The organism is Lacrimispora sp. (assembly GCF_032078915.1).
Classification (GTDB): Bacteria; Bacillota; Clostridia; order Lachnospirales; family Lachnospiraceae; genus Lacrimispora.
The window spans coordinates 28,210-41,491 of the sequence record NZ_DAMAUN010000054.1; the positions used below are offsets into that span (position 1 = coordinate 28,210).

General features: G+C 43.9%; 14 protein-coding genes. 3 read left to right on the top strand and 11 right to left on the bottom strand.

What is annotated here, in order from left to right; translation table 11 throughout:
* Positions 1-199 precede the first annotated feature (199 nt).
* From ybaK to leuC, 3 genes are all read right to left on the bottom strand, one after another.
* Positions 200-673 (bottom strand): Cys-tRNA(Pro) deacylase, encoded by a 474-nt coding sequence (gene ybaK / locus RT269_RS19345; RefSeq protein ID WP_313185035.1) that lies wholly within the window; start codon positions 671-673, stop codon positions 200-202.
* A gap of 142 nt (positions 674-815) precedes the next feature.
* Positions 816-1,304 carry a 3-isopropylmalate dehydratase small subunit gene (leuD, locus tag RT269_RS19350; protein WP_313185037.1) on the bottom strand — a complete coding sequence of 163 codons (489 nt, stop codon included), beginning with the start codon at positions 1,302-1,304 and terminating at the stop codon, positions 816-818.
* 12 nt (positions 1,305-1,316) lie between these two features.
* Entirely contained in the window at positions 1,317-2,582 is a 1,266-nt protein-coding gene (leuC, locus tag RT269_RS19355; protein ID WP_313185039.1) for a 3-isopropylmalate dehydratase large subunit, read from the bottom strand.
* 176 nt (positions 2,583-2,758) lie between these two features.
* Here leuC and RT269_RS19360 point away from each other — a divergent pair, with 176 nt between their 5' ends.
* A complete protein-coding gene (locus RT269_RS19360) occupies positions 2,759-3,661 on the top strand; it encodes a LysR family transcriptional regulator (RefSeq protein ID WP_313185040.1) in 903 nt (300 codons plus the stop codon).
* A 73-nt stretch (positions 3,662-3,734) separates the two neighbouring features.
* Here the strand turns inward: RT269_RS19360 and ilvC are convergent, their stop codons facing one another.
* From ilvC to secG, 8 genes are all read right to left on the bottom strand, one after another.
* On the bottom strand, positions 3,735-4,745 hold the full coding sequence (gene ilvC / locus RT269_RS19365) for a ketol-acid reductoisomerase (RefSeq protein WP_313185042.1): 1,011 nt from the start codon (positions 4,743-4,745) through the stop codon (positions 3,735-3,737).
* Between the two features lie 111 nt (positions 4,746-4,856).
* Positions 4,857-5,357: an acetolactate synthase small subunit gene (gene ilvN / locus RT269_RS19370; RefSeq protein ID WP_313185044.1), complete on the bottom strand. Its 501-nt coding sequence runs from the start codon at positions 5,355-5,357 to the stop codon at positions 4,857-4,859.
* Positions 5,358-5,514: 157 nt separating this feature from the next.
* Positions 5,515-6,036, bottom strand: a complete 522-nt coding sequence (locus RT269_RS19375; RefSeq protein ID WP_313185046.1) for a nitroreductase family protein — start codon at positions 6,034-6,036, stop codon at positions 5,515-5,517.
* A 116-nt stretch (positions 6,037-6,152) separates the two neighbouring features.
* Positions 6,153-6,758, bottom strand: coding sequence for a metallophosphoesterase family protein (locus RT269_RS19380; RefSeq protein WP_313185047.1), 606 nt, complete (start codon positions 6,756-6,758; stop codon positions 6,153-6,155).
* Positions 6,736-8,718 (bottom strand): BMP family ABC transporter substrate-binding protein, encoded by a 1,983-nt coding sequence (locus RT269_RS19385; RefSeq protein ID WP_313185049.1) that lies wholly within the window; start codon positions 8,716-8,718, stop codon positions 6,736-6,738. The genes RT269_RS19380 and RT269_RS19385 overlap by 23 nt, the downstream gene beginning before the upstream one ends.
* Positions 8,719-8,804: 86 nt before the next feature.
* Entirely contained in the window at positions 8,805-9,272 is a 468-nt protein-coding gene (smpB, locus tag RT269_RS19390; protein WP_313185051.1) for an SsrA-binding protein SmpB, read from the bottom strand.
* 14 nt (positions 9,273-9,286) lie between these two features.
* Complete coding sequence (rnr, locus tag RT269_RS19395; protein WP_313185058.1) at positions 9,287-11,395, bottom strand: ribonuclease R; 2,109 nt, start codon at positions 11,393-11,395, stop codon at positions 9,287-9,289.
* A gap of 179 nt (positions 11,396-11,574) precedes the next feature.
* Positions 11,575-11,808 (bottom strand): preprotein translocase subunit SecG, encoded by a 234-nt coding sequence (secG, locus tag RT269_RS19400; RefSeq protein ID WP_025233317.1) that lies wholly within the window; start codon positions 11,806-11,808, stop codon positions 11,575-11,577.
* 504 nt (positions 11,809-12,312) lie between these two features.
* Between secG and RT269_RS19405 the strand changes: the two genes are divergently transcribed.
* Positions 12,313-13,035, top strand: a complete 723-nt coding sequence (locus RT269_RS19405; RefSeq protein WP_313185052.1) for a MarR family winged helix-turn-helix transcriptional regulator — start codon at positions 12,313-12,315, stop codon at positions 13,033-13,035.
* Positions 13,022-13,225, top strand: a complete 204-nt coding sequence (locus RT269_RS19410; protein ID WP_313185054.1) for a hypothetical protein — start codon at positions 13,022-13,024, stop codon at positions 13,223-13,225. The genes RT269_RS19405 and RT269_RS19410 overlap by 14 nt, the downstream gene beginning before the upstream one ends.
* The last annotated feature ends 57 nt before the right edge of the window (positions 13,226-13,282 follow it).

A 13,282-nucleotide genomic window follows, 5' to 3' on the forward strand; every position in this document is an offset into this window, starting at 1 on the left:
ATTTAACATTTTTGTGATATTTTAATTTCTAATTTTTCAACTCCTTTTTCTCTTTGTGTATTTCGCACTATTTTATCCCATTCATTTCTTAGTTTTTTATGCTATTGTTGCAATCATATTTTACAATAGTGTTACATTTATGTTAATTATTCAAATTCACCTGTATGACTTGTCCCCAGCATTTCTTGTATTATGTAAACTAATTATGGGTAAGAGGGGCAAAACTGCCCTTTATAAACGCAACAAGGGCCTGGGGAGAAATGACGATTTGCTGTCCTCTTAAGCCTCCGCTTACGACAATTACCTCATAAGAGCGGGCTTTTTCTTCGACAAAAGTAGGAAATTGTTTTTTCATGCCGATAGGAGAACAGCCTCCGCGTATATATCCTGTGATTCCCTGCAAATCCTTCATTGGAATCATCTCTACCTTCTTATCTCCGGCAGCCTTCGCCACTTTTTTTAAATCCAGTTCCCCATCAACCGGAATGCAGCAGACCAGATATCCTATTTTTTCTCCTTTTAATACAAGAGTTTTAAATACGCTTCCATGATCCGCCCCCATCATATCCGCTGCATGGCTGCCGGATAGGTCCTGCTCGTCCACTTCATATTCCCTGGTGGTATACTCAACCTTTGCCCTGTCAAGCATTCTCATTGCATTTGTCTTTACCATATAGATCAACTCCTTGAATTTTTTCTAATTATAATACGCATTTCTTTTATTGGCAATGCCAGAATGCCCCACATCAAAAAGGTCCGCAGCTGTCAAATACAATTCCTGACAGTTACGGACTTATTTTCCATGGAAATACAAGCTATTTCTTCTTATTAATATAGGGGAACAACCCTCCCGCTGAAATGATCCCCTGCATAAAGGGAGGAAATGCCTGTCCCTCAAAGGATTCACCGGTGGTTTTATTGGTGATAATGCCGCTGTCAAAATCAACCATGACCTCATCTCCTGCCTGAATAGCTCTGGCAGCTTCCGGGCATTCTATAATAGGAAGGCCGATGTTAATTGCATTCCGGTAGAAGATCCTGGCAAAAGTTTCGGCAATCACGCAGCTTATTCCGGCACACTTGATGACAAGAGGCGCATGCTCCCTGGAAGAGCCGCATCCAAAGTTTTTATTTGCGACAATAATGTCTCCATTTTTTACATTGGTTACAAAACCCTTGTCAATATCCTCCATGCAGTGCTTAGCCAGCTCATTCCCATCTGTAATATTCAAATATCTTGCCGGAATGATAACATCCGTGTCCACGTTATCTCCGTATCTAAAAACAGATCCACATGCCTTCATATTTACAACCTCCTATAATCCCAGTTCATCCGGCGCACATATATGGCCGGTAATCGCACTTGCAGCAGCCACTGCAGGGTTGGCTAAATATACCTCTGATTCCACATAACCCATCCCCACCACAAAATTACGGTTGGTGGTAGAGATGCAGCGCTCTCCTGCCGCCAGAATACCCATATAGCCGCCAAGGCATGGACCGCAGGTTGGTGTGCTGACCACAGCTCCGGCTTCGATAAAAATTTCTAAAAGGCCTTCTTTCATGGACTGCAAATAGATTTCCTGAGTAGCTGGGATCACAATACAGCGCAGATTTTTTGCCACTTTATGTCCTTTCATGACAGCCGCGGCTATGCGCATATCGTCAAGCCGGCCGTTGGTACAGGAGCCGATTACCGACTGATCCACTTTAATCTCACCAAATGTGCCGATGGTCCTGGTATTTTCAGGAAGGTGGGGGAAGGAAACCGTTGGCTCTAATTTGGATAAGTCAATGGTATAAACCGCCTCATATTCTGCATCCTCATCCGCCTCATAGATTTTGTAATCACGCTTTGAATGATCCTTCATGTACTGGATCGCAAGGTCATCCACCGGGAATATACCGTTCTTTCCGCCGGCCTCAATGGCCATGTTGCAAATAGTAAAACGGTCATCCATGGATAAATTCCTGATGCCCTCTCCGGAAAATTCCATTGACTTATATAACGCACCGTCTACACCGATCATGCCTATGATATGCAATATGACATCTTTGCCGCTGACCCACTTGGAGGGTTTTCCCACCAGTTCAAACTTAATTGCGGTCGGTACCTTGAACCAGGCTTTTCCAGTTACCATGCCTGCCGCCATATCCGTACTGCCAACACCGGTGGAAAAAGCTCCCAGTGCTCCATAGGTGCATGTATGGGAGTCCGCTCCAATGACTGCATCTCCTGCAACCACCAGTCCCTTTTCCGGAAGAAGGGCATGTTCGATTCCCATCTGCCCTACATCGAAATAATTGGTAATTTCGTGTTTGCCGGCAAAATCACGGCAGCATTTACAGTTTTCTGCGGATTTAATATCCTTATTTGGAATAAAGTGGTCCATGACCAGGGCAATCTTATCTTTATGAAAGATTGTATCTTTATCGAATTTCTCCATTTCCTTAATGGCAACCGGTGATGTGATATCATTCCCCAATACCAGATCCAGTTCCGCTTCGATCAGCTGGCCTGCCTTTACCTTGGAAAGCCCTGCATGGGCTGCCAATATTTTCTGGGTCATCGTCATTCCCATTGTCTGCGTCCTCCTGTCAATTTATCACCATTACAGTTTAAATTGTAACATCTTTTTCTCGCTTTACATTTTAACATACTTATTGGTATAATAGAAATACATAATACGAATATTTAATATAATAGTTAGTTATAAAATGGAACGAAAAGTATCGTTCAATGAGAGGAAGACTTAAGATGGATCATAACCTTTCCCAGTATAAGATATTTTATGAAGTTGCCAAAGCCGGAAATATCTCAAAAGCGGCCAAGGAGCTTTATATCAGCCAGCCTGCCATCAGTAAATCCATCAGCAAGCTGGAAGACAGCCTGGAGGTGACTTTATTCACGAGGAATTCAAGAGGCGTCCAGCTCACCGAAGAAGGAAAGCTTCTATATAATCATACAAAAGCGGCCTTTGAAGAAATAAACCGCGGAGAACTGGAACTGAAGCGGGTGAAGGATTTTAATATCGGGCACTTGAAAATAGGCGTCAGCAATACCCTTTGCAAGTATATCCTTCTTCCTTATTTAAAGGGATTCATTGAGAAGTATCCTCATATTAAGATTTCCATTGAAAGCCAGTCCACTTCCCATACAATCACCATGTTGGAACAGCAGCGGATCGATCTGGGGCTCATTGCAGAGCCAAGCAACCGGCGCCCTCTTTTGTTTCAGCCGGTCATGGACGTCCATGATATTTTCGTGGCTACAAAATCTTATCTGGATAACCTGTATTTAAGGGAAGGACCGGATACGGATTTCTTTCAGACAGGAAATATCCTTCTTTTGGATAAGAACAACATGACCAGAAAGTATATTGACGAGTATCTGAAAGAAAATCAGATTGTGCCAAATCAGCTTTTGGAGGTCACTACCATGGATCTGTTGATCGAATTTGCTAAAATCGGACTGGGGATCGGATGTGTGATCAAAGAATTTGTCCAGGAGGAACTGGACCGGGGAGATTTGGTTCAGATTCCCATGGAATCAGCGATCAAGAAAAGAACCGTTGGATTCGCTTATAATCCCAATGGATTATCCACGGCTATGGAAAACTTTTTTGATGCCATGAGAGGGGCAGGCTCATTGCTCAAGTAAATAAAAAGCCCGGAAAAAGACTTACTTTTTCCGGGCTTTTTATTTAACAGGCCGCTGCCTGCAGTTATAACATTTAGTTATCAATCAGCTTTCCGCCGTCGTTCCAGCTGTAAAGCTTGCGGAGCTCGCTGCCTACCTTTTCTAACTGGTGGGAAGCTTCTTTCTTTCTAACCGCATTAAAGTGAGCGCATCCTACCTGGTTCTCAAGCAGCCAGTCCTTTGCAAAGTTTCCATTCTGAATATCAGTAAGAACCTGCTTCATTGCCTTCTTGGTCTCATCGGTAACGATCTTTGGCCCTGTGATGTAATCACCGTATTCAGCAGTATTGGAAACAGAATATCTCATGCCTGCAAAGCCGCTTTCAAAAATCAGGTCTACGATCAGCTTCATCTCGTGAATACATTCAAAATAAGCATTCTCAGGAGCATATCCTGCTTCTACCAAAGTTTCAAAGCCAGCCTTCATCAGAGCGCATACGCCTCCGCATAATACAGCCTGCTCGCCAAAAAGGTCTGTTTCTGTCTCATCCTTAAAGGTTGTCTCCAGTACGCCGGCTCTTGCGCCGCCCAGGGCCAATGCATAAGCTAAAGCCCTGTCCTTTGCCTTGCCTGTATAATCCTGATGAACAGCAACCAGACATGGGGTTCCTCTGCCTACCAGATATTCATTTCTTACGGTATGGCCGGGAGCCTTTGGCGCGATCATGGTAACATCAACATTCTTAGGAGGAACGATCTGTCCAAAATGAATGGCAAAACCATGGGCAAACATCAGCATGTCCCCATCCTTTAAATTAGGCTCTACAGATTCCTTGTACATAGCAGCCTGCTTCTCATCATTGATTAGGATCATAATGATGTCGGCGTTCTTTGCAGCTTCTGCTGCTGTATAAACGGTTAACCCCTGTGCCTCTGCCTTTGCCCAGGAACTGCTTCCCTCATAAAGTCCTACAATGACATTGCATCCAGACTCCTTTAAATTAAGCGCATGGGCATGGCCCTGGCTGCCGTATCCAATAACTGCAATGGTCTTACCTTCCAATAAGGATAAATTGCAATCTTCCTGATAGTAAATCTTTGCCATCTTTTATTTCCTCCTCATATACTGACTCTTGATATATTTTGTTAAAGGAACCATGCCGACGGCTCACTGTCCGCCTTTGGCAATAACCTCTAGCTTACAAATACTGACTGCCTAAGGCAGATATCGAATATCGTCAGAGCCTCTGGATAGTCCTGTGAGACCAGTTCTGGCAAGCTCTAATATTTCGTAATCTTCAAGCAGGTTAAGAACTGCATCAAGCTTGGACTGATCTCCTGTAAGCATGACGGTTACGGAATCTTTGCCGACATCAACAATGGTGGCTCTGAAAATATCAGCTATGGCACAAATCGCCTGACGCTGGCTGGCATTGGCATGTACCTTGACCAGAATAAGCTCCCTGTAAACAGAATAGCCTGGCTTTAATTCTTTGATATCCCTGACATCTTCCAGCTTTCTCAGCTGTTTTTCAATTTGGTCTAAAATCTCCTGATCGCCTGTGGACACCACCGTCATTCTGGAATATCTCTCATCCGCAGTCACACCCACCGTAAGGCTTTCAATATTATAGCCACGGCGGCTGAACAGTCCGGCTACACGGCTCAAAACGCCGGAGGTGTTATCAACCAACAATGATAATACGATTCTCTCCATCCATATCCCCGCCTTTTTGTATAGTAACTTAAATGATAGCAATCCAGCATCTTTTTGTCAACTAATTAATAGGAATGTGTATTATAATTTGTGGTTATACCTAAAAGCAAAGAGGGCCGCGTTTTATCGGCCGCAGTCCTCTTTTTTTCTGTTTCTTCTATTCTATATATGTAATTGCATGTTCTTTTCTTGGCTTGGCCTGGGGGTATTCCATATTTCCATACCCAAGAATACAATGACCGATCCCTTCATAATCTCCCTGGATTCCCCATTCCTTTAAAAGTTCTTTTCCCTCTTCGCTGTCAAATACTTCTTTTGCCCGGTGAACCCAGCAAGAATCGACTCCAACTGCATGAGCTCCATTCATAAGATTCCCCATAACCAAAGATCCGTCATATAGATACGTTGACACCGCCCGGTCCGCAAGCACCACAATGACCGTCGGCGCTCCATAAAAAGGGTCAATGTCTGATCCCATGACTTTTGCGTTTAACTCAGATAACTTATCACGGACTTCCTGCTTCTGCACTGCCACCATAACTACAGGCTGACGGTTCATTGCTGACGGGGCAAAGCTGCCAGCCTCCAGAATGGCACTAAGTTCTTCCTTTGTTATTTGTTTTGAGGAGTAGCTGCGCACGCTTCTCCTTTCAACCAGATGTTTTATGGATTCGTTCATATTCCTCTACCTCCTGTCAAATATAAAATCTTTTTATATGGTATCACAGACTGGATAACCTGCTATATGGCTTAAGATAGCCATCGCCTGTTCCGTTTGTACCAGGACCCGGAGTATTACGGATTCCCCGGATACTCTATTATATAATACTCATAAGCATTTACAACCTTTGTGCAGCCATACTGGTCTTCCCTCTTAAAGCTCTTTCCATAATTGGCATGCACATGTCCATGAAGAAAATATTTGGGAGAATACTTGTCCATCAGTGCCTTAAAACAGGAAAATCCCTGATGAGGCAGGTCCGGTAAGTCGTTGAGTTCATATGCCGGAGCATGGGTGACAAGAATATCAAATCCTTTGTTCTTCTTAAGCTTCCACCACATCTTTTTGATTCTCCGCTCCATTCCCCGTTCCGTATACTGGTTCGGCGAGCCTGGAATGTACTCCATGGAACCGCCCAGCCCCATGATCCGGATTCCCTTGTAGGTTATGATATCATCTTCAATGCAGGTGCAGCCTTCAGGTGGACAGTCCTCATACCTGCAATCGTGGTTACCCCGGACATAATAGACCGGGGCATGGGAAAATGTTGCAAAAAACGTAAGATAATTCGCTCGTAAATCTCCGCAGGAAATGATTAAATCAATGTCCTGCAATTTTTCCGGTGAATAGTATTCATAAAGTGATTTTGACTCATGGTCAGACAGTACCAGGATCTTCACGCTGTTCCTCCATATCCATGTTCTCGTATATTGTCTGTCCCTGGAGACGTACCAGAGACCGAGCCTCTTCCGTAAGCTCATCAAATTCCGGAATCTGTCCCACCACATTATCTGTCAGCCAGTTCATGGTGGTTATTTCTTCCGGAGTAAGACTTTCGTTTTCTCCGCACTGGATTTGTCCGTCCTGAGAATAAATGGTTCCTTCAAAAGGCTGAAAGCTTCCAGCCCTTATGGAATTCCTTAAAAATGAAATCAGCCGGCTGGTTCCGTGAGGCAGATTATGAGAGCAAATGACATCTATCACATCTGCCGACATCCCCCACCAGTAATTGATGGCCTGTTTCCCCTTCATTTCCTTCCTGCTAAAATCCCCATGGCATATAATATTAACAATTCTTTCGTAAAACTTTCCCCAATGCCAGATAGGAGTCGCCAGATTTTTCAGGCTGCCATCTGGATTCTTTTGGTAAAGTCCGTATTCTCTGGTGGGCGTCTGGGGAGTTATCATGTCATCGCCTGATATAAAGGTGACTTTCTCTTTTTCCAACTCCGCATGAGCATCCCGTTCCTTTACCCTTGACCATTCTAAGTACACCTTGGCATAAGGATTGATCATTCTGGCTCCCAGGGCAAAGGCATTGATATTGGCAATAGTGCCGTAGATCGGATAATCAGCAATATATCCAATCTTCTCAGCCTGGGACATGGAAGCTGCTAAAGCGCCCATAAGGAATTTTGATTCATACATTCTTCCATAATAGGTGCAGATGGAAGAATAGGACATATTAACGGAACAGTTGAACACCTTTACCTCCGGATGATCGATTGCAGCTTTCACACTTAAATTGATCATCTGGGAGGCCGTAGTAAATATTACGTTGCACCTGGCCCCAATGGCCAGTTCAATGGCATTTGCGATCTCCGGCTCAGAATCTGCGTTAAAAAATGCAACCGTTTGTATGGCTCCGTTAAAAGCCTGCTCTAAGTACATCCTGCCCAGCTCGTGTCCATAAGCCCAGCTGGAAGTTTCTGCTGTTTTCGCATGGATAAATGCAATTTTCAGCATCTCCGGTTCAATGGACTGGAACGGACGCAGCCAATTAATGAGCTTAAGGGGACTATTGTCCGATGATTCCTCTATTTCTTCCGGCTGTTCAATCAAAGTGATCTTATTGCCTCTGGAGGCCAGGAGCAGTTCATCCTTTATTCTGACCAAGTCCTTTTTTATCTGCCCCTCGATCCGGTCTTTCACGATTCGGTATCCGAACAGCTCCACGTAAACAAGAAACGCGTCCGAACACGTCATATCGTAATCATCGCCGCCAAAAGCATGGAATGCTTTGGAAAAACGGTCATAAGCGGATTTGAAGATGATCCTGTCATCCTCACTCCAAGGCTCTCCCGGAATCTTATTCATGGCCTTTATCAGCTTGTCGTAGCTTCCTTCCTTGCTGAACCAGACATCACAGTTAAAAGAAACCTGGTAAAAATCCAGAAATTCATAATAAAGCTTGTTATCTAAATCATCTGTCCTCTTTGGAATCATGCGGGTGACAGAGGCAGAGATACTGAAAGCACCTACATATTTTAAGACACTGACCCTTTTATTGCCTTCCTGAACGTAATACTGGTTCATAAATTCAAAGACTTCGATAGGATCATGGATCCCCTCTTCAATCTGATGGTCATATAAATATGCCCATTTCGCCCCAAATTCTGATTTCTCCGACAATAGAGGCATGAAATTACTGGCAAAGGCGCTGGTGCGTCCCTCCGTTTTCGTGCCTACCACCTTTTCCAGAGGAATATCCATGATTCCCAAGTTCACTTCTGAAACAATATCCGTATAGGACAGGATCTGATCCAAGACCGGCAGATACGGATATTCTCCCTTTGACACGGAAGCCTGATATTGCCTGCGGCCCCGCTTTAACGCCCCTACGTAATCATATAATGCCATCCGTTTTCCCTCCAACATTTTCTAAGGTTATTTTAGCATTAAAACAGCTTTCTGTACAGATTATTCAGGAGGCTTAAAGTGGCACTCTATGAAAGATTTCTCACCTTAAATTCTCTTTCCACTTCTCTTTTCTGATCCTTTTTCGCAATGTCATCTCTCTTATCGTATAGTTTTTTACCTCTGGCAAGGCCGATCTCCACCTTCACCAGACTGCCTTTAAAATATACCTGCAGAGGGACCAGGGTATAGCCCTTCTGGGCAATCTTTGCATCCAGCTTTCCGATCTCAGCCCTGTGAAGCAGCAGCTTTCTGACCCTCAACGGATCCTTGTTAAAGATATTCCCTTTTTCATAAGGGCTGATGTTCATGCCGCAGACATAAACCTCTCCTTTATCGATTTTCACAAAGGATTCTTTGACGCTGCATTTGCCCATGCGGATGGATTTTACTTCTGTTCCGGCAAGTTCGATGCCTGCCTCGAATTTTTCATCAATAAAATAATCGTGATATGCCTTTTTATTATTGGCAATTAATTTGAAACTCTCTTTCCCCATTTTCATTCCTCCTGTTATTCCTCTTCAAAACTCTTCGCCGGAATAAAGTCGATGGTACGCAAAAGCTTATCCGTACCCAATACCATGACCCTGATAGGCTGACCTAATTTAAAGGTTTTCCTTGTCGTTTCACCTACCAGCTCATAATGTTCTTCATCAAAATGATAATAATCATCCTGGAGCTGATTCACATGAATCAGGCCCTCCACGGTGTTGGAAAGTTCCACATAAAGCCCCCAGTTTGTCACACCGGAAATCACTCCGTCAAACTCTTCCCCAACGTGTTTTGACATATATTCACACTTTTTAAGCTTAATGGTCTCCCGCTCTGCTTCATCGGCTCTCCGCTCCATGGCAGAAGACTGGACGGCTACCTGCTGAAGGATCTTATCGTAATGGCTGATCCTCTTCCCAGCTAAGCCTGACCTTAGGTTCTCCTTAATGATGCGGTGGATCTGTAAATCCGGATACCTTCTGATCGGAGAAGTAAAGTGGGTGTAATATTTAGCCGCCAGGCCAAAATGTCCGGTATTTGATACCGTATATTTAGCCTGCTTCATAGAACGCAGGGCCAGACGGCTGATCAGGGCTTCCTCCGGCGTATCTTCCGCGTTGGCAAGCAGCTTCTGGACTTCCTTCGGGTAAACCTCACCATTGTGAAAACGGATGGAATATCCGAAATTGTTAATCAAAGTTGCAAGACTCTTCATCTTTTCCGGATCCGGGTTGTCATGGGTCCGGTAAAGGAATGGAATCTCCTGCCAGAAATAATCCTCTGCAACTGTCTCATTTGCCATCAGCATAAAATCTTCAATGATTTTAGTTGCTGCATTTCTCTCATAAGGCTTGATTTCCAAAGGCTTTCCGCGTTCATCAAGAATCACCTTGGTTTCCGGGAAATCAAAATCAATGGAGCCTCTCTTCTTTCTCTTTTCCCGCAGAATATCGGCCAGCTCCTTCATCTGATCAAACATGGAGATAAAAGTTTCGTATTCCTTCATAACCGTCTCATCCCGGTCAGTGACAATGGCGTTGACCGCCGTATAGGTCATTCTCCGGTCCACGTTTATGACGGTTTCTGCTATCCTGTGTCCCATTACATTGCCGTTTTCATCAATGTCCATGATGCAGCTTAAGGCCAGCCGGTCTTCTCCCTGATTTAGGGAACATATTCCATTTGACAGCTTATGAGGCAGCATGGGAATTACCCGGTCCACAAGATAAATGCTGGTTCCCCGTCTTAATGCTTCCTCATCCAATGGGCTGTTTTCCGTTACATAATTCGTAACATCAGCGATATGAACGCCTAAGGTGTAGACTCCATCTTTTTTTGATAAAGTAATAGCATCGTCAAGATCCTTTGCATCTTCTCCATCAATGGTAACTGTCTGTAAATTTCTTAAATCCAGACGGCCCTGCATATCTTTACCGGTTACTTCACCAGGCACTGATTCCACCTGCTTCATTACGCTGTCCGGGAATTCCTCCGGAAGTCCGTATGCTCTTACAATCGAAAGAATATCCGTGCCAGGGTCATTGACGTGGCCAATTATTTCTGTTATTATTCCTTCCGGCTTCCGTTCCGGCCCGCCGAAATCCGTAACCCTAACCACCACCTTGTGACCGGTCACGGCTCCCATGTCCTTGCCCTGAGGAATGAACACATCCTTTGAAATTTTCTGGTTGTCCGGAATGACGAAACCAAAATTCTTATTTTTCTGATAAAACCCTATGATCTGCTCATTTGCATGGATCAGCACCTTGATCACATGGCCTTCAGCTCTTTTTCCGTTTCCTGGCTTTGATTCGGCAGATATCAGCACCGTATCACCGTGAAGCGCTCCGCCTGTCTTGTCTTCCGGAATAAAAATATCCTGATCCAGCCCTTCTACCGCTACAAACCCAAAGCCTTTGGAGTGTCCGGAAAACACTCCGGCAATGGAGCCGATATCTGGCTTTCCATATTTTCCTTTTTGCGATATACCGATCTTTCCTTCTGCTAAAAGAGTATCCAGTACCTCTTTTAAATCTTCCCTCTGATCCTTTGGAATGTCAAAGAAAATGGCTAACTCCTTTAATTTCATAGGTGCATAGGCAGGATCATTTATCAGCTGGAGAAGCATGGCTTTTCTTTGCGTTAATTGTTCTTCTGTCATTGTCTTCCTCTCTTAACTATCATTTTTATCTATTTTTCTTTTCAATCTATTCTATTATTATCTGCATTTTACTAGCAGGTATTACGAAACTTCCCCATAATGCGAAAAAAACACCCTTGTTGCCATATCACAAGAGTGTTTAATCTTTACAGTATATTCAGATTCAGTACCAGCGCCAGAATGAAAAACAGGACTGCACCGTATTTTGTGAATTTCTCCAGTTTTCCTTCCATGGAACGGCCTTTATTTCTGCCCCAGTAGGTATCAGCCATACCGCCGATAGAACCCAGGCCCTGACTCTTTCCTTCCTGTAAAAGGATTATTGCTGATAAAGCAACACATATGATAACAAATATGATTGATAAAATAATCCTGATCACGTTTCCCACCTCCTATAGTCAAACAAAGGATATCATACCATAATTTTTCTGAAAATACAATATATTTTTATATTTTTATATTCGATAGTTCATGTGCCCCTTGGCATCAACCATGTTTTATAAGGAAACTCTATCTGTCTTTCTGACCTTATTATATAGAAGCTTCTCAATCGTTTCCCCGCCTTTGATCAGCATTTACCTCTTTTCCCTGCAAACTTTATCATAAAATGATTTTCTTCGTATCCATCCTTGTTATATCATTATTCTTCATCTTTAGCCTCACGCTCCAGGTATGTTCTTCCATTGTTCCCATATTCAGGCTTTTCCGGACTTTTCGGAAATTCACTTTTTCCTCTTGCTTTTATAAGGAATTTTTAATCGTAAAAATATAAGATATAAAAAAAGTACAGGTACCTGATGAAATTTTTCTTGACATTTCTATCAGGTACCTGTACAATGTATTTAAGGTACCTGATGAACATTCAATTTTAGGAGGTTTTTAATATGATGGAAGATAACTTTACAGAACTCTACGAAAAATTCTCAAAGCTGCAATGGCTCTTGCAGCGCCAGCATTTACAGAAACATGCGGAACATGGTCCCATGGCTGATCCGACCCGCGGGCAAGGCAGGGTTTTAGCTATGCTCAAAATGCAATCTGAAATCAGCACAAAAGACCTGTCATATCTGCTGGGCATTCGGATACAATCTCTTAACGAGCTTCTTAACAAACTGGAGAAAGGCGGTTATATCACCCGCACCCCTTCGGAAGCTGACAGACGCATCATGCTGGTACAGCTAACGGAAAAAGGAAAGAATGAGCAGCAGCCCCGCCCGGATTTTGTAGATATTTTCAGCTGTCTCAACGAGGAGGAACAAATGGTCTTCGGTGAGTATCTCGACCGCGTCGCTGCGGCACTTGAAGCCCAGCTTGGGGATGATGAAGACGACGAAAGGCTTGAATGGATGCGCTCTGCCCGTGAAAGACTGGGCGATGAAAGGTTTGAAATGATGTTTATGCACGGCGGCAGGCATCCTTTTGACCGCAGAGAAGACTTTCATGGCTGGTCAGACAGAAGACCGGGAGGTGCACACGGCGCCAGACGTTTTGAACCGGGCCACAATGATCCAAGGTTCAACGGGCACGGTTCCAATTGCTTTGGCAGACGGGGTGACGGCAGGCATACGCCTCCGCAGCCTGAAGCTCCTCACGATGACGAAGAATAAGCAACAATATCCTGCAAATAACAGCATTGGCGCTGTCTTTCAGAAAGCCGTTTGGCAGCGCCTTTATTTTTTTTCGCTTTTTTTCAGGCAGAAAGGAGCAATCATGTCTTTTATTATACTTTTTATATATGGCGTAAATCATCTCATTCGCACCATCTTGGGACAAAAAGGTGGGACTGCCGATGCTTAGAAGTTCAAACGGCTGCCCCGGTAAAAACTGTGTGGGCAATTGGGAAGACGGTTTTTA

What these genes read in the sequence shown, in the direction of transcription:
- ybaK (WP_313185035.1), bottom strand. Translation starts at nt 673, where the DNA reads ATGGTAAAGACAAATGCAATGAGAATGCTTGACAGGGCAAAGGTTGAG.
- leuD (WP_313185037.1), bottom strand. Translation starts at nt 1,304, where the DNA reads ATGAAGGCATGTGGATCTGTTTTTAGATACGGAGATAACGTGGACACG.
- leuC (WP_313185039.1), bottom strand. Translation starts at nt 2,582, where the DNA reads ATGGGAATGACGATGACCCAGAAAATATTGGCAGCCCATGCAGGGCTT.
- RT269_RS19360 (WP_313185040.1), top strand. Translation starts at nt 2,759, where the DNA reads ATGGATCATAACCTTTCCCAGTATAAGATATTTTATGAAGTTGCCAAA.
- ilvC (WP_313185042.1), bottom strand. Translation starts at nt 4,745, where the DNA reads ATGGCAAAGATTTACTATCAGGAAGATTGCAATTTATCCTTATTGGAA.
- ilvN (WP_313185044.1), bottom strand. Translation starts at nt 5,357, where the DNA reads ATGGAGAGAATCGTATTATCATTGTTGGTTGATAACACCTCCGGCGTT.
- RT269_RS19375 (WP_313185046.1), bottom strand. Translation starts at nt 6,036, where the DNA reads ATGAACGAATCCATAAAACATCTGGTTGAAAGGAGAAGCGTGCGCAGC.
- RT269_RS19385 (WP_313185049.1), bottom strand. Translation starts at nt 8,718, where the DNA reads ATGGCATTATATGATTACGTAGGGGCGTTAAAGCGGGGCCGCAGGCAA.
- smpB (WP_313185051.1), bottom strand. Translation starts at nt 9,272, where the DNA reads ATGGGGAAAGAGAGTTTCAAATTAATTGCCAATAATAAAAAGGCATAT.
- rnr (WP_313185058.1), bottom strand. Translation starts at nt 11,395, where the DNA reads ATGCTTCTCCAGCTGATAAATGATCCTGCCTATGCACCTATGAAATTA.
- RT269_RS19405 (WP_313185052.1), top strand. Translation starts at nt 12,313, where the DNA reads ATGATGGAAGATAACTTTACAGAACTCTACGAAAAATTCTCAAAGCTG.
- RT269_RS19410 (WP_313185054.1), top strand. Translation starts at nt 13,022, where the DNA reads ATGACGAAGAATAAGCAACAATATCCTGCAAATAACAGCATTGGCGCT.